General features: G+C 56.4%; 23 protein-coding genes and 4 tRNA genes. All 27 read right to left on the bottom strand.

The genetic code is table 11. The annotated features are described in order from the left end of the window. Nucleotides 1–9: 9 nt before the first annotated feature. The 27 genes from rpsC to birA all read right to left on the bottom strand — a co-directional run bounded on the left by rpsC (nucleotide 10) and on the right by birA (nucleotide 24,068). On the bottom strand, nucleotides 10–696 hold the full coding sequence (rpsC, locus tag M5B99_RS21655) for a 30S ribosomal protein S3 (RefSeq protein ID WP_008065719.1): 687 nt from the start codon (nucleotides 694–696) through the stop codon (nucleotides 10–12). A 13-nt stretch (nucleotides 697–709) separates the two neighbouring features. Continuing rightward, entirely contained in the window at nucleotides 710–1,042 is a 333-nt protein-coding gene (gene rplV / locus M5B99_RS21650) for a 50S ribosomal protein L22 (protein WP_003103908.1), read from the bottom strand. An 11-nt stretch (nucleotides 1,043–1,053) separates the two neighbouring features. After that, entirely contained in the window at nucleotides 1,054–1,329 is a 276-nt protein-coding gene (gene rpsS, locus M5B99_RS21645) for a 30S ribosomal protein S19 (protein WP_002555486.1), read from the bottom strand. 16 nt (nucleotides 1,330–1,345) lie between these two features. Next, the gene (gene rplB / locus M5B99_RS21640) at nucleotides 1,346–2,170 is read right to left on the bottom strand and encodes a 50S ribosomal protein L2 (RefSeq protein WP_100944355.1); all 825 of its coding nucleotides are present in this window, start codon (nucleotides 2,168–2,170) and stop codon (nucleotides 1,346–1,348) included. A gap of 14 nt (nucleotides 2,171–2,184) precedes the next feature. Beyond that, on the bottom strand, nucleotides 2,185–2,484 hold the full coding sequence (gene rplW, locus M5B99_RS21635; protein WP_002555488.1) for a 50S ribosomal protein L23: 300 nt from the start codon (nucleotides 2,482–2,484) through the stop codon (nucleotides 2,185–2,187). Beyond that, nucleotides 2,481–3,083: a 50S ribosomal protein L4 gene (gene rplD / locus M5B99_RS21630; protein WP_121135086.1), complete on the bottom strand. Its 603-nt coding sequence runs from the start codon at nucleotides 3,081–3,083 to the stop codon at nucleotides 2,481–2,483. Before rplD ends, rplW begins: the two co-directional genes overlap by 4 nt. Before the next feature lie 12 nt (nucleotides 3,084–3,095). Continuing rightward, nucleotides 3,096–3,731, bottom strand: coding sequence for a 50S ribosomal protein L3 (gene rplC / locus M5B99_RS21625; protein WP_003194649.1), 636 nt, complete (start codon nucleotides 3,729–3,731; stop codon nucleotides 3,096–3,098). An 80-nt stretch (nucleotides 3,732–3,811) separates the two neighbouring features. Continuing rightward, nucleotides 3,812–4,123, bottom strand: a complete 312-nt coding sequence (rpsJ, locus tag M5B99_RS21620) for a 30S ribosomal protein S10 (protein ID WP_003186070.1) — start codon at nucleotides 4,121–4,123, stop codon at nucleotides 3,812–3,814. A 158-nt stretch (nucleotides 4,124–4,281) separates the two neighbouring features. Next, on the bottom strand, nucleotides 4,282–5,475 hold the full coding sequence (gene tuf / locus M5B99_RS21615) for an elongation factor Tu (RefSeq protein ID WP_027924378.1): 1,194 nt from the start codon (nucleotides 5,473–5,475) through the stop codon (nucleotides 4,282–4,284). Between the two features lie 30 nt (nucleotides 5,476–5,505). Next, entirely contained in the window at nucleotides 5,506–7,608 is a 2,103-nt protein-coding gene (fusA, locus tag M5B99_RS21610) for an elongation factor G (protein ID WP_248800144.1), read from the bottom strand. Nucleotides 7,609–7,638: 30 nt separating this feature from the next. Beyond that, the gene (gene rpsG / locus M5B99_RS21605; RefSeq protein WP_103495381.1) at nucleotides 7,639–8,109 is read right to left on the bottom strand and encodes a 30S ribosomal protein S7; all 471 of its coding nucleotides are present in this window, start codon (nucleotides 8,107–8,109) and stop codon (nucleotides 7,639–7,641) included. Between the two features lie 120 nt (nucleotides 8,110–8,229). After that, nucleotides 8,230–8,601, bottom strand: a complete 372-nt coding sequence (gene rpsL, locus M5B99_RS21600) for a 30S ribosomal protein S12 (protein WP_003186084.1) — start codon at nucleotides 8,599–8,601, stop codon at nucleotides 8,230–8,232. 218 nt (nucleotides 8,602–8,819) lie between these two features. After that, nucleotides 8,820–13,019 carry a DNA-directed RNA polymerase subunit beta' gene (rpoC, locus tag M5B99_RS21595; RefSeq protein ID WP_248805921.1) on the bottom strand — a complete coding sequence of 1,400 codons (4,200 nt, stop codon included), beginning with the start codon at nucleotides 13,017–13,019 and terminating at the stop codon, nucleotides 8,820–8,822. 64 nt (nucleotides 13,020–13,083) lie between these two features. Beyond that, on the bottom strand, nucleotides 13,084–17,157 hold the full coding sequence (gene rpoB / locus M5B99_RS21590; RefSeq protein ID WP_248805920.1) for a DNA-directed RNA polymerase subunit beta: 4,074 nt from the start codon (nucleotides 17,155–17,157) through the stop codon (nucleotides 13,084–13,086). 221 nt (nucleotides 17,158–17,378) lie between these two features. After that, complete coding sequence (rplL, locus tag M5B99_RS21585; protein ID WP_100944349.1) at nucleotides 17,379–17,744, bottom strand: 50S ribosomal protein L7/L12; 366 nt, start codon at nucleotides 17,742–17,744, stop codon at nucleotides 17,379–17,381. Nucleotides 17,745–17,822: 78 nt separating this feature from the next. Then, a complete protein-coding gene (gene rplJ, locus M5B99_RS21580) occupies nucleotides 17,823–18,323 on the bottom strand; it encodes a 50S ribosomal protein L10 (RefSeq protein WP_191485931.1) in 501 nt (166 codons plus the stop codon). 199 nt (nucleotides 18,324–18,522) lie between these two features. After that, the gene (rplA, locus tag M5B99_RS21575; protein WP_103495380.1) at nucleotides 18,523–19,218 is read right to left on the bottom strand and encodes a 50S ribosomal protein L1; all 696 of its coding nucleotides are present in this window, start codon (nucleotides 19,216–19,218) and stop codon (nucleotides 18,523–18,525) included. Next, complete coding sequence (rplK, locus tag M5B99_RS21570) at nucleotides 19,218–19,649, bottom strand: 50S ribosomal protein L11 (protein WP_003176435.1); 432 nt, start codon at nucleotides 19,647–19,649, stop codon at nucleotides 19,218–19,220. The genes rplA and rplK overlap by 1 nt, the downstream gene beginning before the upstream one ends. Nucleotides 19,650–19,766: 117 nt before the next feature. Further along, nucleotides 19,767–20,300: a transcription termination/antitermination protein NusG gene (gene nusG / locus M5B99_RS21565; protein ID WP_003186097.1), complete on the bottom strand. Its 534-nt coding sequence runs from the start codon at nucleotides 20,298–20,300 to the stop codon at nucleotides 19,767–19,769. A gap of 9 nt (nucleotides 20,301–20,309) precedes the next feature. Then, a complete protein-coding gene (gene secE, locus M5B99_RS21560; RefSeq protein ID WP_100944346.1) occupies nucleotides 20,310–20,678 on the bottom strand; it encodes a preprotein translocase subunit SecE in 369 nt (122 codons plus the stop codon). 45 nt (nucleotides 20,679–20,723) lie between these two features. Then, nucleotides 20,724–20,799 (bottom strand) — tRNA-Trp (locus M5B99_RS21555). Nucleotides 20,800–20,853: 54 nt separating this feature from the next. Beyond that, nucleotides 20,854–22,047: an elongation factor Tu gene (gene tuf, locus M5B99_RS21550; protein ID WP_100944345.1), complete on the bottom strand. Its 1,194-nt coding sequence runs from the start codon at nucleotides 22,045–22,047 to the stop codon at nucleotides 20,854–20,856. 85 nt (nucleotides 22,048–22,132) lie between these two features. Continuing rightward, nucleotides 22,133–22,208, bottom strand: a tRNA-Thr gene (locus tag M5B99_RS21545). 26 nt (nucleotides 22,209–22,234) lie between these two features. Next, nucleotides 22,235–22,308, bottom strand: a tRNA-Gly gene (locus M5B99_RS21540). Nucleotides 22,309–22,333: 25 nt separating this feature from the next. Next, nucleotides 22,334–22,418 (bottom strand) — tRNA-Tyr (locus M5B99_RS21535). A 142-nt stretch (nucleotides 22,419–22,560) separates the two neighbouring features. Continuing rightward, nucleotides 22,561–23,007 carry an SPOR domain-containing protein gene (locus M5B99_RS21530; RefSeq protein ID WP_248805919.1) on the bottom strand — a complete coding sequence of 149 codons (447 nt, stop codon included), beginning with the start codon at nucleotides 23,005–23,007 and terminating at the stop codon, nucleotides 22,561–22,563. A gap of 101 nt (nucleotides 23,008–23,108) precedes the next feature. Then, on the bottom strand, nucleotides 23,109–24,068 hold the full coding sequence (gene birA / locus M5B99_RS21525) for a bifunctional biotin--[acetyl-CoA-carboxylase] ligase/biotin operon repressor BirA (protein ID WP_248805918.1): 960 nt from the start codon (nucleotides 24,066–24,068) through the stop codon (nucleotides 23,109–23,111). Nucleotides 24,069–24,175 lie beyond the last annotated feature (107 nt).

The raw sequence follows: 24,175 nt of genomic DNA, 5'->3' as shown, positions 1-24,175 counted from the left end.
GCGTACCCCTTACTTAGCAGCTTTTTTACGAGGCGCTGGTGCTTGTGGTTTCAGTTCTTCTTGGCGACCACCAATTACTTCGCCTTTGAAGATCCAAACCTTTACACCGATCACACCGTAAGTGGTGTGAGCTTCGTAGTTGGCATAGTCGATGTCGGCACGCAGGGTGTGCAGTGGCACACGACCTTCGCGATACCATTCAGTACGTGCGATTTCAGCACCGCCGAGACGACCGCTCACTTGGATTTTGATGCCTTTGGCACCAATGCGCATGGCGTTCTGTACGGCGCGCTTCATGGCGCGACGGAACATCACACGACGCTCCAGCTGCTGAGCTACGCTCTGGGCAACCAGCATACCGTCGAGCTCCGGCTTGCGGATCTCTTCGATATTGATGTGCACAGGCACACCCATTTGCTTGGTCAGGTCCTGACGCAGTTTCTCAACATCCTCACCTTTCTTCCCGATAACGATACCTGGACGAGCGGTGTGGATGGTGATGCGTGCAGTTTGGGCCGGACGATGGATATCGATACGGCTTACGGACGCGCTTTTTAGTTTGTCTTGGAGGTACTCACGCACTTTCAGATCTGCGAGCAAATAGTCCGCATAAGTCCGACCGTCTGCGTACCAGACGGAGGTGTGCTCCTTGACGATTCCCAGGCGAATGCCAATGGGATGTACTTTCTGACCCATCTCTTCGACTCCGTTACTTGTCAGCAACCTTGACAGTGATATGGCAAGACCGCTTGACGATGCGATCAGCCCGGCCTTTGGCACGTGGCATGATGCGCTTCAGCGAACGCCCTTCGTTGACGAAAACGGTGCTGACCTTCAGGTCATCAACGTCTGCGCCTTCGTTATGCTCGGCGTTGGCTACGGCCGACTCCAGCACTTTCTTCATGATCTCGGCGGCTTTCTTACTGCTGAAAGCCAACAAGTTGAGCGCTTCGCCCACCTTCTTCCCGCGGATCTGGTCGGCGACCAAGCGGGCTTTCTGGGCGGAGATTCGAGCGCCCGACAACTTAGCGGCTACTTCCATTTCCTAACCCCTTAACGCTTGGCTTTCTTGTCAGCCACGTGCCCACGATATGTGCGGGTACCGGCAAACTCGCCCAGTTTGTGGCCGACCATGTCTTCGTTCACGAGAACGGGGACGTGTTGACGACCGTTATGCACAGCGATGGTCAAACCGACCATTTGCGGCAGGATCATGGAACGGCGCGACCAGGTCTTAACTGGTTTGCGATCGTTCTTTTCCGCCGCCACTTCGATCTTCTTCAGTAGGTGAAGATCGATAAAAGGACCTTTTTTCAGAGAACGTGGCACTGTCGTATCCCTCTATTTACTTGCGACGACGGACGATCATTTTGTCGGTACGCTTATTACCACGAGTCTTCGCGCCCTTAGTCGGGAAGCCCCACGGCGATACCGGATGACGACCACCAGAGGTACGACCTTCACCACCACCATGTGGGTGGTCAACCGGGTTCATGGCAACACCACGAACGGTTGGGCGAACGCCACGCCAGCGTTTGGCACCGGCTTTACCCAGGGAACGCAGGCTGTGCTCGGAGTTCGAGACTTCGCCCAGCGTTGCACGGCATTCCGACAGCACTTTACGCATTTCACCGGAGCGCAGACGCAGGGTCACGTAGACACCTTCACGAGCGATCAACTGAGCCGAAGCACCAGCGGAACGAGCGATCTGTGCACCTTTACCTGGCTTCAGTTCGATGCCGTGTACGGTGGAACCCACTGGGATGTTGCGCAGCTGCAGAGCGTTGCCTGGCTTGATTGGAGCCAGAGCGCCTGCGATCAGCTGGTCGCCAGCACTCACGCCTTTAGGCGCGATGATGTAGCGACGCTCGCCGTCTGCGTACAGCAGCAGAGCGATGTGAGCAGTACGGTTTGGATCGTATTCGATACGCTCGACAGTGGCAGCGATGCCATCTTTGTCATTGCGACGGAAATCGACCAGACGATAATGCTGCTTATGACCACCACCGATGTGACGAGTGGTAATACGGCCATTGTTGTTACGACCACCAGTCTTCGATTTTTTCTCGAGCAGCGGTGCGTGAGGAGCGCCTTTATGCAGCTCCTTGTTGACCACCTTGACCACAAAACGGCGGCCAGGGGAAGTCGGTTTGCATTTAACGATTGCCATGATGCACCCCTTCCTTACTCAGCACTGCTGCTGAAATCGAGATCTTGGCCTGGCTGAAGGGAGATAACTGCCTTCTTCCAGTCATTACGCTTGCCCAGACCGCGAGCAGTGCGCTTGCTTTTACCCAGGACGTTCAGGGTAGTCACACGCTCTACTTTCACGCTGAACAGGCTTTCGACGGCCTTCTTGATTTCCAGCTTGGTTGCGTCAGTCGCAACCTTGAAAACGAACTGACCTTTCTTGTCTGCCAGGACCGTAGCCTTCTCGGAAACGTGCGGGCCAAGCAGAACTTTAAATACGCGTTCCTGGTTCATCCCAGCAGCTCCTCGAATTTCTTCACGGCCGACACGGTGATCAACACCTTGTCGTATGCGATCAGACTAACTGGATCGGAACCCTGTACGTCACGGACATCAACGTGTGGCAGGTTGCGAGCAGCCAGGTACAGGTTCTGATCAACAGCGTCAGACACGATCAGAACGTCGGTCAGACTCATGCCAGTCAGTTTGTTCAGCAGGTCTTTGGTTTTCGGCGTTTCAACAGCGAAATCCTGAACCACGACCAGACGATCAGTACGCACCAGCTCAGCAAGGATGGAACGCATTGCTGCGCGGTACATCTTCTTGTTCAGCTTCTGGGAGTGATCCTGAGGACGAGCTGCGAAAGTGGTACCGCCGCCACGCCAGATTGGGCTACGGATAGTACCGGCACGAGCACGGCCAGTACCTTTCTGACGCCATGGGCGCTTGCCGCCACCGGAAACGTCGGAACGGGTCTTTTGCTGCTTGCTACCCTGACGGCCGCCGGCCATGTAGGCCACGACTGCTTGGTGAACCAGCGTCTCGTTGAATTCGCCGCCAAATGTCAGTTCGGAAACTTCGATCGCTTGAGCGTCATTTACATTTAATTGCATGTCAGCTTCCCCTTAACCGCGAGCCTTGGCTGCTGGACGTACAACCAAGTTGCCGCCAGTAGCGCCAGGAACAGCGCCCTTGACCAACAACAGATTGCGTTCAGCGTCCACGCGCACTACTTCGAGGGACTGCACGGTCACGCGCTCAGCGCCCATATGACCGGACATTTTTTTGCCCTTGAATACACGACCAGGAGTCTGGCACTGGCCGATAGAGCCTGGAACGCGGTGGGACACGGAGTTACCGTGGGTATTATCTTGCCCGCGGAAATTCCAGCGCTTGATCGTACCCTGGAAGCCTTTACCTTTGGACTGACCGGTTACATCAACCAGTTGACCAGCAGCGAAGATTTCAGCGTTGATCAGATCGCCGGCCTGGTAGTCGCCGTCTTCAAGGCGGAATTCCATTACGGTACGACCAGCGGCAACGTTCGCTTTAGCGAAGTGGCCAGCTTGAGCAGCTGTAACACGCGAAGCACGACGCTCGCCGACAGTGACTTGCACTGCACGATAGCCATCGGTTTCTTCAGTTTTGAACTGGGTGACGCGATTCGGTTCGATCTCAATGACCGTAACCGGAATGGAGACACCTTCTTCGGTGAAAATACGGGTCATACCGCATTTACGACCGACTACACCAATAGTCATGTTGTAAACCTCATGAGTGTACGGGGCTTTCACCCGCTATGGCCGCCCATTTCAGAGCGTTACACGACTAAGACCGAGTCTTAGCCGAGGCTGATCTGCACTTCCACACCTGCCGCAAGATCAAGCTTCATCAGCGCATCAACGGTTTTATCCGTTGGCTGGACGATGTCCAGTACACGCTTATGAGTACGGATCTCGTACTGGTCGCGCGCGTCTTTGTTGACGTGCGGGGAGACCAGAACGGTGAACCGCTCTTTACGGGTAGGCAGTGGAATTGGACCACGCACTTGAGCACCAGTACGTTTCGCGGTTTCCACGATTTCCTGGGTGGATTGGTCGATCAGGCGATGGTCAAAAGCCTTCAACCTGATACGGATTTGCTGATTTTGCATTGGATTTCAGACTCCGGCTGCTATTCCCACCGAGCGCAATACGCCCGTTAAAAGGAGGCGCAATTCTATAGACGGCCCCGATAGGTGTCAACCTAATAAAAAAACCCCCGCTAGGCGGGGGTTTTTTCAAAGCACCGAAGCTATCTCAAAAGAGAAGCTTACTCGATGATTTTGGCTACGACGCCAGCGCCGACGGTACGACCGCCTTCACGGATAGCGAAACGCAGACCGTCTTCCATCGCGATGGTTTTGATCAGAGTGACAGTCATCTGGATGTTGTCACCTGGCATTACCATTTCAACGCCTTCTGGCAGCTCGCAGTTACCGGTCACGTCAGTAGTACGGAAGTAGAACTGTGGACGGTAGCCTTTGAAGAACGGAGTATGACGGCCGCCTTCTTCCTTGCTCAGAACGTAAACTTCTGCGGTGAACTTGGTGTGCGGCTTGACCGAACCTGGCTTGACCAGAACCTGGCCACGCTCAACGTCGTCACGCTTGGTACCACGCAGCAGAACGCCGCAGTTCTCGCCCGCACGACCTTCGTCGAGCAGTTTACGGAACATTTCAACACCGGTGCAGGTGGTGACGGTGGTGTCACGCAGACCAACGATTTCCAGTGGATCCTGAACGCGAACGATACCGCGCTCGATACGACCAGTCACAACAGTACCGCGACCCGAGATCGAGAATACGTCTTCGATTGGCATCAGGAATGGCTTGTCGGTCAGACGAACTGGCTCTGGGATGTAGCTGTCCAGGGTTTCAACCAGTTTACGAACGGCAGTGGTGCCCATTTCGTTGTCGTCTTTGCCTTCCAGCGCCATACGAGCGGAACCGATGATGATTGGGGTGTCATCACCTGGGAAGTCGTAAGTGCTCAGCAGATCGCGCACTTCCATCTCAACCAGTTCCAGCAGCTCAGCGTCGTCTACCAGGTCAGCCTTGTTCAGGAAAACCACGATGTACGGAACGCCTACCTGACGGGACAGCAGGATGTGCTCACGGGTTTGTGGCATCGGACCATCGGCGGCCGAGCAAACCAGGATCGCGCCGTCCATCTGGGCAGCACCAGTGATCATGTTCTTCACGTAGTCAGCGTGACCTGGGCAGTCAACGTGAGCGTAGTGACGAATCTTCGAGTTGTACTCGACGTGCGCGGTGTTGATGGTGATACCACGAGCTTTTTCTTCTGGCGCGCTGTCGATTTTATCGAAATCAACGATAGCCGAACCGAAAACTTCGGAGCAAACACGAGTCAGAGCAGCGGTCAGCGTGGTTTTACCGTGGTCGACGTGACCGATGGTGCCAACGTTGACGTGCGGGAGGGAACGATCAAATTTTTCTTTAGCCACGACAATTAACTCCTAGCCTAAAGGGCTGAATCAGCCTTGTTTTTTAACGAGAGCTTCGACGATGTTCGACGGAGCTTCGGAGTATTTGGAGAATTCCATAGAGTAGCTCGCGCGACCCTGGGACATGGAACGAACATCGGTCGCATAACCGAACATTTCGCCCAACGGAACCTCGGCGCGGATCACCTTGCCGGAAACCGTATCTTCCATACCCTGGATCAGACCACGACGACGGTTCAGGTCACCCATCACGTCACCCATGTAGTCCTCAGGTGTTACAACTTCTACCTTCATGATCGGCTCAAGTACAACACCGCCGCCCTTGGACGCGAGTTGCTTGGTCGCCATGGAAGCAGCCACCTTGAACGCCATCTCGTTGGAGTCGACGTCGTGGTAAGAACCATCAAACACAGTAGCCTTCAGGCCGATCAGCGGATAACCGGCAACAACGCCGTTCTTCATCTGCTCTTCGATACCCTTCTGGATAGCCGGGATGTATTCCTTAGGAACCACACCACCAACCACTTCGTTCACGAATTGCAGACCTTCCTGACCTTCGTCAGCCGGTGCAAAACGAATCCAGCAGTGACCGAACTGGCCACGACCGCCGGACTGGCGAACGAACTTGCCTTCGATTTCGCAGTTCTTCGTGATTTTCTCACGATAGGAAACCTGAGGCTTACCGATGTTGGCTTCGACGTTGAACTCACGGCGCATCCGGTCAACCAGGATGTCCAGGTGCAATTCGCCCATGCCGGAGATGATCGTTTGACCAGTCTCTTCATCAGTTTTGACGCGGAAAGATGGGTCTTCCTGAGCAAGTTTGCCCAGAGCGATACCCATTTTTTCCTGGTCATCCTTGGTCTTTGGCTCAACGGCAACCGAAATAACCGGCTCCGGGAAGTCCATGCGAACCAGGATGATTGGCTTGTCAGCAGAGCACAGGGTATCACCGGTGGTGACGTCCTTCATGCCGATCAGGGCCGCGATGTCGCCAGCGCGCACTTCCTTGATCTCTTCACGGGTGTTGGCATGCATCTGCACCATACGACCCACGCGCTCTTTCTTGCCCTTGACCGAGTTGATCACGCCGTCGCCGGAGCTCAACACGCCCGAGTAAACGCGAGCGAAGGTCAGGGTACCCACGAATGGGTCAGTGGCGATTTTGAACGCCAGAGCGGAGAACGGTTCGCTGTCATCTGCATGACGCTCCATGGCGATAGTCTCGTCATCCGGATCGGAACCCTTGATGGCAGGAATGTCGACAGGTGCAGGCAGGTAGTCGATAACAGCGTCGAGAACCAGGGGAACGCCCTTGTTCTTGAAGGAAGAACCGCAAACAGCCAGAACGATTTCGCCAGCGATGGTCCGCTGACGCAGAGCGCCCTTGATTTCCTCGATGGTGAGCTCTTCACCCTCGAGGTACTTGTTCATCAGCTCTTCGTTGGCTTCGGCAGCAGCCTCAACCATGTTGCTACGCCACTCTTCAGCCAATTCCTGCAGTTCGGCAGGGATCGGCTCGCGGCGAGCAGCCATACCTTTGTCAGCGTCGTCCCAGTAAACAGCTTCCATGGACATCAGATCGATCTGACCCTGGAAGTTGTCTTCGGAACCGATAGCCAACTGGATAGGCACTGGAGTGTGACCCAGGCGCTGCTTGATCTGCGCAACAACACGCAGGAAGTTCGCACCGGCACGGTCCATCTTGTTCACGTAAACGAGACGTGGAACACCGTACTTGTTGGCTTGACGCCATACGGTTTCAGACTGAGGCTCGACACCGGAAGTACCGCAGAACACAACGACCGCACCGTCGAGTACGCGCAGCGAGCGTTCTACTTCAATGGTGAAGTCAACGTGGCCGGGGGTATCGATGATGTTGAAGCGGTGCTTGGGAAACTGCTTGGCAGAACCTTCCCAGAATGCGGTGGTCGCAGCGGAGGTAATGGTAATACCTCGCTCCTGCTCCTGCACCATCCAGTCCATGGTCGCGGCGCCGTCGTGCACCTCGCCCATTTTGTGGTTTACGCCCGTGTAAAACAGGACGCGCTCAGTGGTCGTGGTCTTACCCGCGTCCACGTGAGCAACGATACCAATGTTACGGTAGCGTTTAATATCGGTTGTACGAGCCATAAAGCCCTCGCAAATTGAATGACGCTAAAATTAGAAGCGGTAGTGCGAGAAAGCCTTGTTGGCTTCAGCCATACGGTGCACGTCTTCACGCTTCTTAACTGCAGCACCTTTACCTTCAGCAGCGTCCAACAGTTCGCCAGCCAAACGCAGAGCCATGGACTTCTCGCCGCGCTTGCGGGCGAAGTCTACCAACCAGCGCATTGCCAGAGCGTTACGACGGGACGGACGAACTTCGACCGGAACCTGGTAAGTAGCACCGCCTACACGGCGCGACTTCACTTCGACCAGCGGAGCGATGGCGTCGAGTGCTTTCTCGAAGAGTTCCAGGGGGTCAGCGTTCTTGCGCTCTTTGACTTTTTCCAGAGCACCATAAACGATACGTTCGGCCACGGCTTTCTTGCCGCTTTCCATCACGTGGTTCATGAATTTGGCGAGAATCTGGCTACCGTATTTCGGATCGTCCAGAATCTCACGCTTGGCTGCTACACGACGTCTTGGCATTGATAAGCCCTCAAACGGTCTTCAGGTTAGCCCGGGAACATGACACCCAGTGGATGTACGCCCGACCTTACTCTTATCGACTCAAAAAAATAAAAATCAGTTACTGCAGCAAACGGCCGATTACTTCGGACGCTTGGTACCGTATTTCGAACGACCTTGGTTACGACCTTTGACGCCGGAGGTATCCAGGGAGCCGCGAACGGTGTGGTAACGAACACCTGGCAAGTCTTTTACACGACCGCCACGGATCAGCACCACGCTGTGCTCTTGCAGGTTGTGGCCTTCACCGCCGATGTACGAGGAAACCTCGAAACCGTTGGTCAGGCGCACACGGCATACTTTACGCAGTGCCGAGTTAGGTTTTTTCGGCGTGGTGGTGTACACACGGGTGCACACGCCACGACGTTGCGGGCAGTTCTGCAGCGCAGGCACGTCGGATTTCTCGACGATACGCTTACGCGGCTGACGTACCAGCTGGTTGATAGTTGCCATCTACTAGCTCCACTGTTGTCTTGCGACGCTATTGTCTTACAAGAAAAGCAAAATGGCAGGAACGAGTTCCCGCCAAATTTAGGGGTACAAGAGTCTAAAGAGGATCTTGTCCCCAGTCAAGACAAGGCCCCGATCTCCTCACACCAACCATCGCAACAAAAAATCTCGCGATGGCATTGGCGGAGGCTACCAGGGCCTTGTTCTCACTACCGCGGAACTCAGTTACCGCTAGAGTTCAGCGCTTCGGTCAGTGCAGCTTCCACTTCACTGGCGCTTACGCGCAACGGTTTGTCCAGTTCACGACGACGCTTGCGCTCGCTGTGATAAGCCAGACCGGTACCGGCCGGGATCAGACGACCCACAACCACGTTTTCTTTCAGGCCGCGCAGGTAGTCGCGCTTGCCGGTAACGGCCGCTTCGGTCAGTACGCGGGTGGTCTCTTGGAAAGAGGCCGCCGAGATGAACGATTCGGTCGACAACGACGCCTTGGTGATACCCAGCAGAACGCGAGTGAACTTGGACACGAACTTGTCGTCCGCAGCCAAACGCTCGTTCTCTACCAGGACGTGAGTCAATTCCATCTGGTCGCCCTTGATGAAAGTGGAATCGCCGGATTCAGCGATTTCAACCTTACGCAGCATCTGACGCAGGATGGTCTCGATGTGCTTATCGTTGATCTTCACGCCTTGCAGACGGTAAACGTCCTGGATCTCGTTGACGATGTACTTGGCCAGCGCACTCACCCCCAGCAGACGCAGGATGTCGTGTGGATCGCTCGGACCGTCGGAGATAACTTCGCCGCGGTTCACTTGTTCGCCTTCGAAGACGTTCAGGTGACGCCACTTCGGAATCAGCTCTTCATACGGATCGCTACCGTCGTTCGGGGTAATGACCAGACGGCGCTTGCCCTTGGTCTCTTTACCGAACGCGATGGTGCCGCTGACTTCAGCCAGAATCGAGGCTTCTTTCGGACGACGTGCTTCGAACAAGTCGGCAACACGCGGCAGACCACCGGTGATGTCACGGGTCTTCGAAGTCTCTTGCGGAATACGCGCGATAACGTCGCCGATCGCGATTTTCGCACCGTCCGCCACACCGACCAGGGCGTTGGCTGGCAGGAAGTACTGAGCGATAACGTCAGTGCCTGGCAGCAACAGATCCTTGCCGTTGTCGTCGACCATCTTCACCGCAGGACGAATGTCCTTGCCGGCTGCCGGACGGTCTTTCGCGTCGAGTACTTCAATGTTGGTCATACCGGTCAATTCGTCTGTCTGACGCTTGATCGTGATGCCTTCTTCCATGCCCACGTAGGTCACGGTACCTTTCATTTCGGTAACGATTGGGTGAGTGTGCGGATCCCACTTGGCCACGATTGCGCCAGCGTCGACCTTGTCACCTTCTTTAACCGAAATCACCGCACCGTACGGCAGCTTGTAGCGCTCGCGCTCACGACCATAGTCGTCGGCGATTGCCAGTTCACCGGAACGGGACACCGCAACCAGGTGACCATCCACTCGTTCGACGTGCTTCAGGTTGTGCAGACGGACGGTACCGCCATTCTTCACCTGAACGCTGTCGGCCGCGGAGGTCCGGCTTGCCGCACCACCAATGTGGAACGTACGCATGGTCAGCTGGGTACCCGGCTCACCGATGGACTGGGCAGCGATAACACCGACCGCCTCACCGATGTTCACCTGGTGACCACGAGCCAAGTCACGGCCGTAGCACTTGGCGCAGATGCCATAACGGGTTTCGCAGCTGATTGGCGAGCGCACGATGACTTCGTCGATGCTGTTCAGCTCGATGAATTCAACCCACTTCTCGTCGACCAGGGTGCCGGCAGGAACGATAATTTCCTCGGTGCCCGGCTTGAATACGTCACGGGCGATCACTCGACCCAGAACGCGCTCACCCAACGGCTCTACAACGTCGCCGCCTTCGATGTGCGGCGTCATGAGCAAGCCTTGCTCAGTGCCACAGTCGACTTCGGTCACCACCAGATCCTGCGCCACGTCTACCAGACGACGGGTCAGGTAACCGGAGTTCGCGGTTTTCAACGCGGTATCCGCGAGACCCTTACGAGCACCGTGAGTGGAGATGAAGTACTGGAGTACGCTCAGGCCTTCACGGAAGTTGGCGGTGATCGGCGTCTCGATGATCGAGCCGTCCGGCTTGGCCATCAGGCCACGCATACCGGCCAACTGACGGATCTGTGCAGCGGAACCCCGCGCACCCGAGTCGGCCATCATGTACATCGAGTTGAAGGATTCCTGGTCGACTTCGTCGCCATGCCGGTCGATGACCTTCTCTTTCGAGAGGTTGGCCATCATCGCCTTGGAGACTTCGTCGTTCGCCTTGGACCACAAGTCGATCACTTTGTTGTACTTCTCGCCCTGGGTAACCAGGCCGGAGGCGTACTGACTTTCGATCTCTTTCACTTCGTCGGTGGCAGCACCGATGATGCGGGCTTTTTCATCCGGGATAACGAAGTCGTTAACACCGATGGAAACGCCGGAAATGGTCGAATAGGCAAAACCGGTGTACATCAACTGGTCAGCGAAGATCACGGTCTCTTTCAAACCAACCACGCGGTAGCACTGGTTGATCAGCTTGGAGATCGCCTTCTTCTTCATCGGCAGGTTGACGACGTCGAACGACAGGCCGGCCGGAACCACCTGGAACAACAGCGCACGGCCGACAGTGGTGTCGACGATACGGGTGTTCTTGACGCTGCCACCATCACGATCATTGACGGTTTCGTTGATACGAACCTTGATCTTGGCATGCAGGGCCGCTTCGCCGGCGCGGAATACCCGGTCGACTTCCTGCAGGTCGGCGAAGATACGGCCTTCGCCCTTGGCGTTGATCGCTTCACGGGTCATGTAATACAGACCCAATACAACGTCCTGCGACGGAACGATGATTGGCTCACCGTTGGCGGGCGACAGGATGTTGTTGGTCGACATCATCAACGCACGCGCTTCAAGCTGGGCTTCCAGCGTCAGCGGTACGTGCACGGCCATTTGGTCGCCGTCGAAGTCGGCGTTGTACGCAGCACAGACCAGAGGGTGCAGCTGGATAGCCTTACCTTCGATCAGTACCGGTTCAAACGCCTGGATACCCAGACGGTGAAGGGTCGGTGCACGGTTGAGGAGGACCGGGTGTTCGCGAATCACTTCAGCGAGAACGTCCCAAACCTCTGGCAGTTCACGCTCGACCATTTTCTTGGCCGCTTTGATGGTGGTCGCCAGACCACGCATTTCCAGCTTGCCGAAAATGAACGGTTTGAACAGCTCGAGAGCCATCTTCTTCGGCAGACCGCACTGGTGCAGACGCAGGGTCGGGCCTACGGTAATTACCGAACGACCGGAGTAGTCAACACGCTTACCGAGCAAGTTCTGACGGAAACGACCTTGCTTACCCTTGATCATGTCGGCCAGGGATTTCAGAGGACGCTTGTTCGAACCGGTGATAGCACGACCGCGACGACCGTTGTCCAGCAGGGCATCCACCGCTTCCTGCAGCATGCGCTTTTCGTTGCGCACGATGATGTCAGGCGCGGACAGGTCCAGCAGGCGCTTCAAACGGTTGTTACGGTTGATCACTCGACGATACAGATCGTTGAGGTCGGAAGTCGCGAAGCGACCGCCATCGAGCGGGACCAGCGGACGCAGGTCTGGCGGCAGAACCGGCAGAACGGTCAGCACCATCCACTCTGGCAGGTTGCCGGAACCCTGGAAGGCTTCCATCAACTTCAGACGCTTGGACAGCTTCTTGATCTTGGTTTCGGAGTTGGTTTGCGGAATTTCTTCACGCAGACGACCAATCTCGTGCTCCAGGTCGATCGCGTGCAGCAGTTCACGGACAGCTTCAGCCCCCATACGGGCATCGAAGTCGTCACCGAACTCTTCGAGAGCTTCGAAGTACTGCTCGTCGTTCAGCAACTGGCCTTTTTCAAGGGTGGTCATGCCCGGGTCGATAACGACGTAGCTCTCGAAGTAGAGAACGCGTTCGATATCACGCAGGGTCATGTCCATCAGCAAGCCGATACGCGACGGCAGGGACTTCAGGAACCAGATGTGGGCAACCGGCGAAGCCAGTTCGATGTGCGCCATGCGCTCACGACGAACCTTGGCCAGGGCGACTTCAACGCCGCACTTCTCGCAGATCACACCACGGTGCTTCAAGCGCTTGTACTTACCGCACAGGCACTCGTAATCCTTGACCGGGCCAAAGATCTTGGCGCAGAACAGGCCGTCACGTTCAGGTTTGAACGTACGGTAGTTGATGGTTTCCGGCTTTTTAACTTCACCGAACGACCACGAACGGATCATCTCAGGCGAGGCCAATCCAATACGGATGGCGTCGAACTCTTCGACTTGACCCTGGTTTTTCAGCAAATTCAGTAGGTCTTTCAAGGCCTTTCCTCCTGGCGGAGCAGAGAGCGGGCCATGCAGCCCCGCTCTCGATTCGCGTCACGTGTTATTCGGTTTCCAGATCGATATCGATGCCGAGGGAACGAATTTCCTTGATCAACACGTTGAAGGACTCGGGCATGCCCGGCTCCATACGGTGATCGCCGTCCACGATGTTTTTGTACATCTTGGTCCGACCGTTCACATCGTCCGACTTCACTGTGAGCATTTCTTGCAGAGTGTATGCCGCGCCGTATGCTTCCAGCGCCCAGACCTCCATCTCCCCGAAACGCTGACCACCGAACTGCGCCTTACCACCCAGCGGCTGCTGGGTAACCAGGCTGTACGAACCGGTAGAACGGGCGTGCATCTTGTCGTCTACCAAGTGGTTCAGCTTCAGCATGTACATGTAGCCAACGGTAACCGGACGCTCGAACTTGTTGCCGGTACGACCATCGAACAGTTGCATCTGGCCGCTTTCCGGCAGGTCTGCCAGTTTCAGCATGGCCTTGATTTCAACTTCCTTGGCACCGTCGAATACTGGGGTGGCCATTGGCACACCAGCTTTGAGGTTGTGTGCCAAGTCGAGGATTTCCTGGTCGGTGAAGCTGTCCAGGTCCTCGTTGCGACCGCCGATCTCGTTGTAGATCTCGTGCAGGAACTTGCGCAGGTCAGCGACCTTGCGTTGCTCCTCGATCATACGGTTGATCTTCTCGCCCAAGCCCTTGGCCGCCAGGCCCAGGTGGGTTTCGAGGATCTGACCGACGTTCATACGCGAAGGTACGCCCAGCGGGTTGAGGACGACGTCGACCGGGGTGCCATGGGCATCGTGCGGCATGTCTTCAACCGGCATGATCACGGAGACCACACCCTTGTTACCGTGACGACCGGCCATCTTGTCGCCCGGCTGGATGCGGCGACGGATAGCCAGGTAGACCTTGACGATCTTCAGTACGCCCGGAGCCAGGTCATCGCCTTGCTGCAGCTTGCGCTTCTTGTCTTCGAACTTGTCGTCCAGCAGACGGCGGCGATCAACGATGTAGGCCTGGGCCTTCTCGAGCTGCTCGTTCAGCGCATCTTCAGCCATGCGCAGTTTGAACCACTGGCCGTGCTCAAGACCGTCGAGCACTTCGTTGGTGATGTCCTGACCTTTCTTCAGGCCAGCGCCGCCTTCGGCCTTGTGGCCAACCAGTGCGGAACGCAGACGTTCGAAGGTCGCGCCTTCAACGATGCGGAACTCTTCGTTGAGGTCCTTGCGGATCTCGTCGAGCTGGCTCTTCTCGATGGACAGCGCGCGGCTGTCGCGCTCGACGCCATCACGGGTGAAGACTTGTACGTCGATGACGGTACCCTTGGTACCGGTAGGTACGCGCAGGGAGGTGTCTTTGACGTCGCTGGCCTTCTCACCGAAGATCGCACGCAGCAGTTTTTCTTCCGGAGTCAGCTGGGTCTCGCCTTTCGGAGTGACCTTGCCGACCAGGATGTCGCCCGGGCCGACTTCGGCACCAACGTAGACGATACCGGCTTCGTCCAGTTTGTTCAGAGCGGCTTCACCCACGTTCGGGATGTCCGCGGTGATTTCCTCTGGCCCAAGCTTGGTGTCACGCGCCACACAGGTCAGTTCCTGGATGTGGATCGTGGTGAAACGGTCTTCCTGAACAACGCGTTCCGACAGGCAGATGGAGTCTTCGAAGTTGAAGCCGTTCCATGCCATGAAGGCGATGCGCATGTTCTGACCCAGTGCCAGTTCACCCATGTCGGTGGACGGGCCGTCGGCCATGATGTCGCTGCGCTGAACGCGATCACCCTTGCGCACCAGCGGACGCTGGTTGATGCAGGTGTTCTGGTTCGAGCGGGTGTACTTGGTCAGGTTGTAGATGTCGACACCGGCTTCGCCAGTTTCAACTTCATCATCGGCAACACGAACCACGATACGGCTGGCATCGACGGAGTCGATCACGCCACCACGGCGAGCCACGACGCAAACACCGGAGTCACGGGCAACGTTGCGCTCCATGCCGGTACCTACCAGCGGCTTGTCGGCACGCAGGGTCGGTACAGCCTGACGCTGCATGTTGGAACCCATCAACGCACGGTTGGCGTCGTCGTGCTCGAGGAACGGGATCAGCGACGCAGCCACCGAGACAACCTGCTTCGGCGAAACGTCCATCAGGGTGACGTCTTCCGGCGCCTTGACGGTGAACTCGTTCAGGTGACGTACGGCTACCAGCTCGTCGATCAGCACTTTCTGCTCGTTCATGGTCGCCGAAGCCTGGGCGATCACGTGATCGGCCTCTTCAATGGCGGACAGGAACACGATCTCGTCGGTGACCAGGGCGTCTTTCACCACACGGTACGGGCTTTCCAGGAAGCCGTACTGGTTGGTGCGCGCATAGGCGGCCAGGGAGTTGATCAGACCGATGTTCGGACCTTCCGGCGTTTCGATCGGGCAAACACGACCGTAGTGAGTCGGGTGTACGTCACGGACTTCGAAGCCGGCGCGTTCGCGGGTCAGACCACCAGGGCCGAGTGCGGAGACACGACGCTTGTGGGTGATCTCGGACAGCGGGTTGTTCTGGTCCATGAACTGCGACAGCTGGCTGGAACCGAAGAACTCTTTCACCGCCGCGGCCACTGGCTTGGCGTTGATCAGGTCTTGCGGCATCAAGCCTTCGCTTTCAGCCATCGACAGACGTTCCTTGACCGCACGCTCAACGCGTACCAGGCCAACACGGAACTGGTTCTCGGCCATTTCGCCAACGCAGCGAACACGACGGTTACCCAGGTGGTCGATGTCGTCGACGATGCCTTTGCCGTTACGGATGTCGACCAGGGTCTTGAGGACCGCGACGATATCGTCCTTGTTCAGTACGCCCGAACCTTCGATCTCGGTACGACCGATACGACGGTTGAACTTCATCCGGCCGACCGCAGACAGGTCATAGCGCTCAGGGCTGAAGAACAGGTTGTTGAACAGGGTCTCGGCGGCATCCTTGGTCGGCGGCTCACCAGGACGCATCATGCGATAGATCTCGACCAGCGCTTCCAATTGGTTGCTGGTGGAGTCGATCTTCAGCGTGTCGGAGATGAACGGACCGCAGTCGATGTCGTTGGTGTACAGCGTCTCGATGCGAACGACCTGGGCCTTGGCGATTTTCGCCAGGATCTCGGTGTTCAGTTCGGTGTTGCATTCAGCCAGGATTTCGCCGGTAGCCGGGTGCACGATGACCTTGGCGGTGGTGCGGCCCAGGACGTAGTCCAGCGGCACATCCAGCTCTTTGATCCCGGCTTTTTCCAGCTGGTTGATGTGGCGAGCGGTAATACGACGACCCTGCTCGACAATCACCTTGCCTTTGTCATCGAGGATATCGAGGACGGCGATTTCACCGCGCAGACGCTGAGGCACCAGTTCCAGGCTCAGGGTTTCGCCCTTCACGTGGAAAACGTTGGTGGTGTAGAACGCGTCCAGCACTTCTTCGGTGGCGTAACCCAGTGCGCGCAGCAGCACGGAAGCCGGCAGCTTGCGACGACGGTCGATACGCACGAAGACGCAGTCTTTCGGGTCGAACTCGAAGTCCAACCACGAGCCGCGGTAAGGAATGATCCGCGCGGAGTACAGCAGTTTGCCGGAGCTGTGCGTCTTGCCGCGGTCGTGGTCGAAGAACACGCCCGGGGAACGGTGCAGCTGGGAAACGATCACACGCTCGGTACCGTTGATAACGAAGGTACCGTTCTCGGTCATCAGGGGGATTTCACCCATGTAGACTTCTTGCTCTTTGATGTCCTTGATCGCTTTGTTCGACGATTCTTTGTCGAAAATGATCAGGCGCACTTTTACCCGCAAAGGTACGGCGTAAGTCACACCGCGCAATACGCATTCTTTGACATCAAATGCCGGTTCGCCCAGGCGATAACCGACGTACTCCAGCGCAGCATTGCCGGAGTAGCTGATGATCGGGAAAACGGATTTGAAGGCCGCATGCAGGCCCACGTCGCGGAACTGATCTTTAGTCGCTCCCGCCTGCAAGAATTCACGATACGAATCCAGCTGGATGGCCAGGAGGTACGGCACATCCATGACGTCCGGCAACTTGCTAAAGTCCTTGCGGATACGTTTTTTCTCAGTATATGAGTAAGCCATCAGCGTTCCCCAGCTTGGTCACCTGCTTGTTTGGCCCCTCCCCGACGGGAGCAGCCAGAAAATCGTGCAAACCCCATGGTTTGCGCCACCGCATCGGGTGGTTGAAGCACGTTAGAGGCGCCGACCGGGTCGGTCGCCAATAACGGAAAAAGGCCGGTGGCAAGAGCCACCAGCCATCAGCCTGTCGCTTAACGCTCGGGCTGGAGACGCAAGGTCAAAGCTTACTTCAGCTCGACTTTAGCGCCTGCTTCTTCCAGTGCTGCTTTGGCTTTGTCAGCTGCGTCTTTGGCAACAGCTTCCAGAACCAGCGCAGGAGCGCCGTCAACTACAGCCTTGGCTTCTTTCAGGCCCAGACCGGTCAGTTCACGTACTGCCTTGATCACGTTAACTTTCTTCTCGCCAGCTTCCAGCAGCATGACGTTGAATTCAGTTTGCTCTTCAACAACAGCGGCAGCAGCAGCAGGACCTGCCGAAGCAGCAGCAGCGGTCACACCGAATTTTTCTTCGAAAGCTTTGATCAGCTCAACAACCTGCAGAACCGACATTTCAGCTACGGCGTTGAGGATATCTTCTTGGGAGATAGACATTACTGTATTTCCTGAATTGGGGGACGGCCTACGCGACCATCGAAATAAACAAAAATACGCGAAAAGAAGTGCTCAGCCTCAGGCTGCCGCGGCTTCTTTCTGGTCGCGAATAGCCGCCAGAGTACGAGCCAACTTGCTGGTAGCGCCTTGAATCACGCTCATCAGCTGGGAGATAGCTTCGTTACGGGTCGGCAAGGTTGCCAGTACGTCGATCTGATTCGCTGCGAGGAACTTGCCCTCAAACGCAGCTGCCTTGATCTCGAACTTGTCCTGACCCTTTGCGAACTCTTTGAACAGACGAGCAGCAGCGCCCGGGTGTTCCTTGGAGAAAGCAATCAGGGTCGGGCCTTTGAACACGTCGTTGAGAACCGAGTACTCGGTGCCTTCAACAGCGCGCTTGAGCAGGGTGTTACGTACGACACGTACGTATACGCCAGCTTCGCGGGCCTCTTTACGGAGTCCGGTCATCGCGCTTACTGTTACGCCACGGGCATCAGCCACGACAGCGGACAGAGCGACTTTGGCAGCCTCGTTGACTTCAGCGACGATGGCCTTCTTGTCTTCGAGTTTAATTGCCACGGGTTTAACTCCTGCTTGTTACCGTTTCATCTGGCCGAAGCCGGATGTCGTTTTGGTGTCTGATTCGGTAAGGAACCGGGAGCACCATCTGCGTAGGCTTGAGGTTTAAGACTTGCGCCGCCTACGGTCTTGGATAGCCCCCGCCAGGCAGGGACCCCAATTTTTTCGATTGACGCAATCGCTTGCGCCAATGCGTGTCTTACGCTTCCAGCGAGCTTTGGTCGATGACCAGGCCTGGACCCATGGTGGTGCTCAGGGTAACGCGCTTGACGTAGATACCTTTCGAGGAAGCTGGCTTGATACGCTTCAGGTCAGCGATCAGGGCTTCAACGTTTTCCTTCAGCTTGACGGCATCGAAGCCGATCTTGCCAACGGAGGTGTGGATAATACCGTTCTTGTCGGTGCGATAACGAACCTGACCGGCCTTGGCGTTTTTCACCGCGGTGGCGACGTCAGGGGTTACGGTGCCGACTTTCGGGTTAGGCATCAGGCCACGTGGACCGAGGATCTGACCCAGTTGACCGACAACACGCATTGCGTCCGGGGAAGCAATGACCACGTCATAGTTCAGGTCGCCGCCTTTCATTTCGGCAGCCAGGTCGTCCATGCCAACGCGATCGGCGCCGGCAGCCAGAGCGGCTTCAGCAGCCGGGCCCTGGGTGAACACAGCAACGCGAACGGTTTTGCCAGTGCCGTGTGGCAGCACAGTAGCGCTACGTACGACCTGGTCGGATTTACGTGGGTCAACGCCCAGGTTTACAGCAACGTCAAACGACTCGCTGAACTTGACAGTCGACAGCTCGGACAGCAGAGCAGCGGCTTCTACAAAGTTGTAGGCCTTGCCTGCTTCGATTTTGCCGGCGATAGCCTTTTGGCGCTTGGTCAGCTTAGCCATTACACACCCTCCACGTTAAGGCCCATGCTACGAGCAGAACCGGCGATGGTACGCACGGCTGCATCCATATCAGCTGCAGTCAGATCCGCGTTTTTGGTTTTCGCGATTTCTTCCAGCTGAGCACGGGTCACGGTGCCAACCTTAACGGTGTTCGGACGAGCGGAACCGCTGGTCAGGCCAGCGGCCTTTTTCAGCAGAACCGAAGCCGGGGTGGACTTGGTTTCGAAAGTGAAGCTGCGGTCACTGTAAACAGTGATGATCACAGGCGTCGGCAGACCTGGTTCAAGACCCTGGGTACGGGCGTTGAAGGCCTTGCAGAACTCCATGATGTTCACGCCGTGCTGACCCAGAGCTGGACCGACGGGTGGGCTAGGGTTGGCCTGGGCGGCCTTCACTTGCAGCTTGATGTAAGCGGTAATCTTCTTGGCCATGAGGCACTCCAATTACGGGTTCTAGCGCCTCGAAAGGCTCCCCGGTTACTTGCGCGTTTATCCCAGTGACGACAAAACCCCACAGCCTTGGACTGTGGGGTTGGGATGCTTGTTCAGCTAGACCTTTTCGACCTGACTGAACTCCAACTCTACCGGAGTAGAGCGTCCGAAAATGAGCACGGCCACCTGGATGCGGCTCTTTTCGTAGTTGACCTCTTCGACAGTGCCGTTGAAATCAGCGAACGGACCATCGGTAACACGTACGACTTCGCCCGGCTCGAACAACGTCTTCGGCTTCGGTTTGTCGCTACCATCAGCGACACGACGCAGAATAGCTTCTGCCTCTTTGTCGGTGATCGGCGCAGGCTTGTCGGCGGTACCGCCGATGAAACCCATCACCCGAGGCGTGTCCTTGACCAAGTGCCAAGTCCCCTCGTTCATGTCCATCTGCACCAGCACATAGCCAGGGAAGAACTTACGTTCGCTCTTGCGCTTCTGGCCGTTACGCATTTCCACTACTTCTTCAGTAGGGACCAGAATTTCGCCGAAGCCATCTTCCATGCCTGCCAGCTTTACGCGCTCGACCAACGAGCGCATCACATGCTTCTCGTAACCCGAGTAAGCATGCACAACGTACCAACGCTTAGCCACGGGACACCCTTAGCCTACAATCGAGGAAACAAGCCAGCCGAGCAGGGAATCAAGCCCCCACAACAGCAACGCCATTACCAGAACAACAGCCACCACGATCAACGTGGTCTGCGTGGTTTCTTGGCGAGTCGGCCATACGACTTTACGAATCTCGGTACGAGCTTCCTTTGCCAGCACGAAGAACGACTTGCCTTTCGCCGTCTGCAGGCCTACAAAGGCAGCTACAGCAGCAATGACAAGCAGAGCCAGTACGCGGTACAGGATCGGCGAACCATGATAGTACTGGTTGCCAACAACACCAATCACCACCAAAGCGACTACGACGAGCCACTTGAGAAGATCGAAGCGAGAGCCTTGGGCTTCAGCGTTGGAGGTCATCTAAGAGAATCCTGTGAAAAGAAAGCCAGACACACCGAGTGAATCTGGCAGGTCAGGAGGGAATCGAACCCCCAACCTACGGTTTTGGAGACCGTCGCTCTGCCAATTGAGCTACTGACCTAAAACTTGAATCAGGCCGACCATTATGTCGACCTGAGAGAGGCATTTCAACTACTTATTCGATTACTTTCGCCACCACACCCGCGCCGACGGTACGACCGCCCTCACGGATAGCGAAACGCAAGCCATCTTCCATCGCAATGGTCTTGATCAGAGTGACAGTCATCTGAATGTTGTCACCTGGCATTACCATTTCGACGCCTTCCGGCAGTTCGCAGTTACCGGTCACATCAGTCGTACGGAAGTAGAACTGTGGACGGTAGCCCTTGAAGAACGGCGTATGACGACCGCCTTCTTCCTTGCTCAGAACGTAAACTTCCGCGGTGAACTTGGTGTGCGGCTTGACCGAACCCGGCTTGACCAGTACCTGGCCACGCTCAACGTCGTCACGCTTGGTGCCGCGCAGCAGAACGCCGCAGTTTTCACCTGCACGACCTTCGTCGAGCAGTTTACGAAACATTTCAACACCGGTGCAGGTGGTGACAGCAGTGTCACGCAGACCTACGATTTCCAGTGGATCTTGAACACGAACAATACCGCGTTCAATACGACCAGTCACAACGGTACCGCGACCAGAGATCGAGAACACGTCCTCGATCGGCATCAGGAACGGCTTGTCGATTGCCCGCTCAGGCTCAGGAATGTAGCTGTCCAGAGTTTCAACCAGCTTCTTGACAGCCGAGGTACCCATGCCATTTTCATCATTACCTTCCAGCGCCATACGCGCGGAACCGATAATGATTGGCGTGTCGTCACCTGGGAAATCGTAAGTGCTCAGCAGATCGCGCACTTCCATCTCAACCAGTTCCAACAGCTCGGCGTCGTCTACCAGGTCAGCCTTGTTCAGGAAAACCACGATATAGGGAACACCCACCTGACGGGACAACAGGATGTGCTCACGGGTTTGCGGCATCGGACCATCAGCGGCCGAGCAAACCAGGATCGCGCCATCCATCTGCGCAGCACCGGTAATCATGTTTTTTACGTAGTCAGCGTGACCTGGACAGTCAACGTGTGCGTAGTGACGCACGGCCGAATCGTATTCAACGTGAGCGGTGTTGATGGTGATGCCGCGAGCTTTTTCTTCTGGGGCGCTATCGATCTTGTCGAAGTCGACCTTGGCCGAACCGAACACTTCGGAGCAGACACGAGTCAAGGCAGCAGTGAGCGTAGTTTTACCGTGGTCGACGTGACCAATGGTACCCACGTTGACGTGCGGCTTATTACGTTCGAACTTTTCCTTAGCCATCGAAATCACCCTCAGGAGAAGAATTATACAAGCTACATCAGCCATTAAAACAAAGGCAGATATTTGCATATCTGCCTTGTTATTATGGAGCTCTTGAGCGGATTTGAACCGCTGACCTCACCCTTACCAAGGGTGTGCTCTACCAACTGAGCTACAAGAGCGAAACACGGTGCACAAACAGCAAACTTGGAGCGGGTAGCGGGAATCGAACCCGCATCATCAGCTTGGAAGGCTGAGGTTCTACCACTAAACTATACCCGCGGAGCTTGCAGCTCACGCTTAAATATGGTGGAGGGGGAAGGATTCGAACCTTCGAAGTCGTAGACGTCAGATTTACAGTCTGATCCCTTTGGCCGCTCGGGAACCCCTCCTAAGCGAGCCGACATTCTACATCATGTCAGCCTTCTGTCAAGCATTTTTCTCATTTAAATTATGAGGTTAGCTGCGTTGACCCGCTTCGTAGCCAATCCCTCAAGAGGTGTTCACTGCGAAGCGGGCGCCATTCTATTCAAACTATTCGACAGTTGCAATGCCTTCGCATGGCATTATTTTATGTTTTAACTCATTGAATTCTTTAGCAAGGTTCTGCAACAGGGCATCGTCCAGCAAATGCTGGCTTTCAGGTGCGATGCGCACCCAGTAACCGGCTGAATCCGGCAGATTGACCTGTCCGACCCGCGCCTTGATATTGCTGCCCTGAAGACGCTGGACAATGGTCTGCGCCAGATCCTGGCGAGCCACGGCGCCCAGATAGACACAATCACCCTCGCGCTCCGGCGCCGCGGAGACTGCACGGCGCCCGCCAGCGCCATCCGACTCGCTCAGCAACTGGATATCCTGGTGAGCACTGCGATACAGCGAAAGAGGGGCGACCTCCTTGGCCCTCAAGGGCGCTTCCTGCTGGTGCCAGACGTAATAGACACCATTGAGCACCAACAGCAACAGAAACAACCAACGCATAGGAACCTCAATCGAGCGGACACGCCACCGCCAAGCCAACCAATACCAGGACGGGCACTTGATGCGCCCGCCCCGCGCTAAAACCGCTAGCGGCCTCGAACTCAAGCATCATCGCGCAAGCGCAAGCTGAGTTCGCCGCCACTGAAGACCTTTTCCACGCCATCCACCTGCAAGCGAAGCGCACCCTGCTGATCGATGCCCAGCACGATCCCTTCGACCTGGCTCACCCCGGCAACCAGGGCAACCTTGCGTCCTTGCCAGAGATGATTCTGCTCCCACTCGGCCTGGATCGCGGAGAAACCGGAGGACTGGTGCCACTCCAGATAGAATCGCAGCTTTTCTCCCAGGCTGGCGATCAGCTGGTTGCGATCGATCAAGCGCCCCGTCTCCAGCCGAGCAGACGTCCATAGCTGATCCACCTGCTCGGCAACCTGCATATTGACGTTGATCCCGACCCCGAGCACGACGTGACAGACATCCGCCGGGTCGCCAACCAACTCAAGCAGAATGCCGGCGATCTTTTTATTGTCGACCAGGACGTCATTGGGCCATTTCAGCCCTGCCCGGACGATGCCCAGCTCACGCAATGTGTTTAAAACAGCCAGGCCAACCACCAGGCTCAGGCCTTCCAGCTGGCGCATGCCGCCGTCGATCCTGAGCAGCAGACTGTAATAGATATTTTCCGCGAACGGACTGACCCATTGCCTCCCCCGACGCCCTCGCCCTGCGGTCTGCCGTTCGGCCACCACGATGAAAGGTGCAACAACACCTTTCTCCGCCAGGCGCAGCGCCTCGGCATTGGTTGAGTCAATGGTGTCGTAGACATGCACCGGCCAGGAGGCCGAGGTTTTTGCAGCGGCGATCTCGAGTTCGCTCAACAGCACCAGCGGGTTGGCGAGCTGATAACCCCGACCACGGACTTTATGGATAACCAGCCCGAACTCCGCCTCCAGTTGCTGGAGCTGCTTCCAAACAGCGCTGCGACTGACGCCTAACGCCGCCCCCAGCGCTTGCCCGGAGTGGAATCGACCATCTTTGAGGAGTTTCAACAACGTCAGCATGCAGGTCTCGACTCACAATGAGGCAGGCATGATAGCCATGCGCCGAAGCCTTGCATATGACCCTTCAGCCTCGCAGCGCCGATGCAGCCGCTACAGGAGGCGGACCC

The organism is Pseudomonas sp. MWU13-2100, from assembly GCF_023242365.1.
Lineage (GTDB): Bacteria > Pseudomonadota > Gammaproteobacteria > Pseudomonadales > Pseudomonadaceae > Aquipseudomonas.
This window is presented reverse-complemented; position numbering and strand designations above follow the sequence as displayed.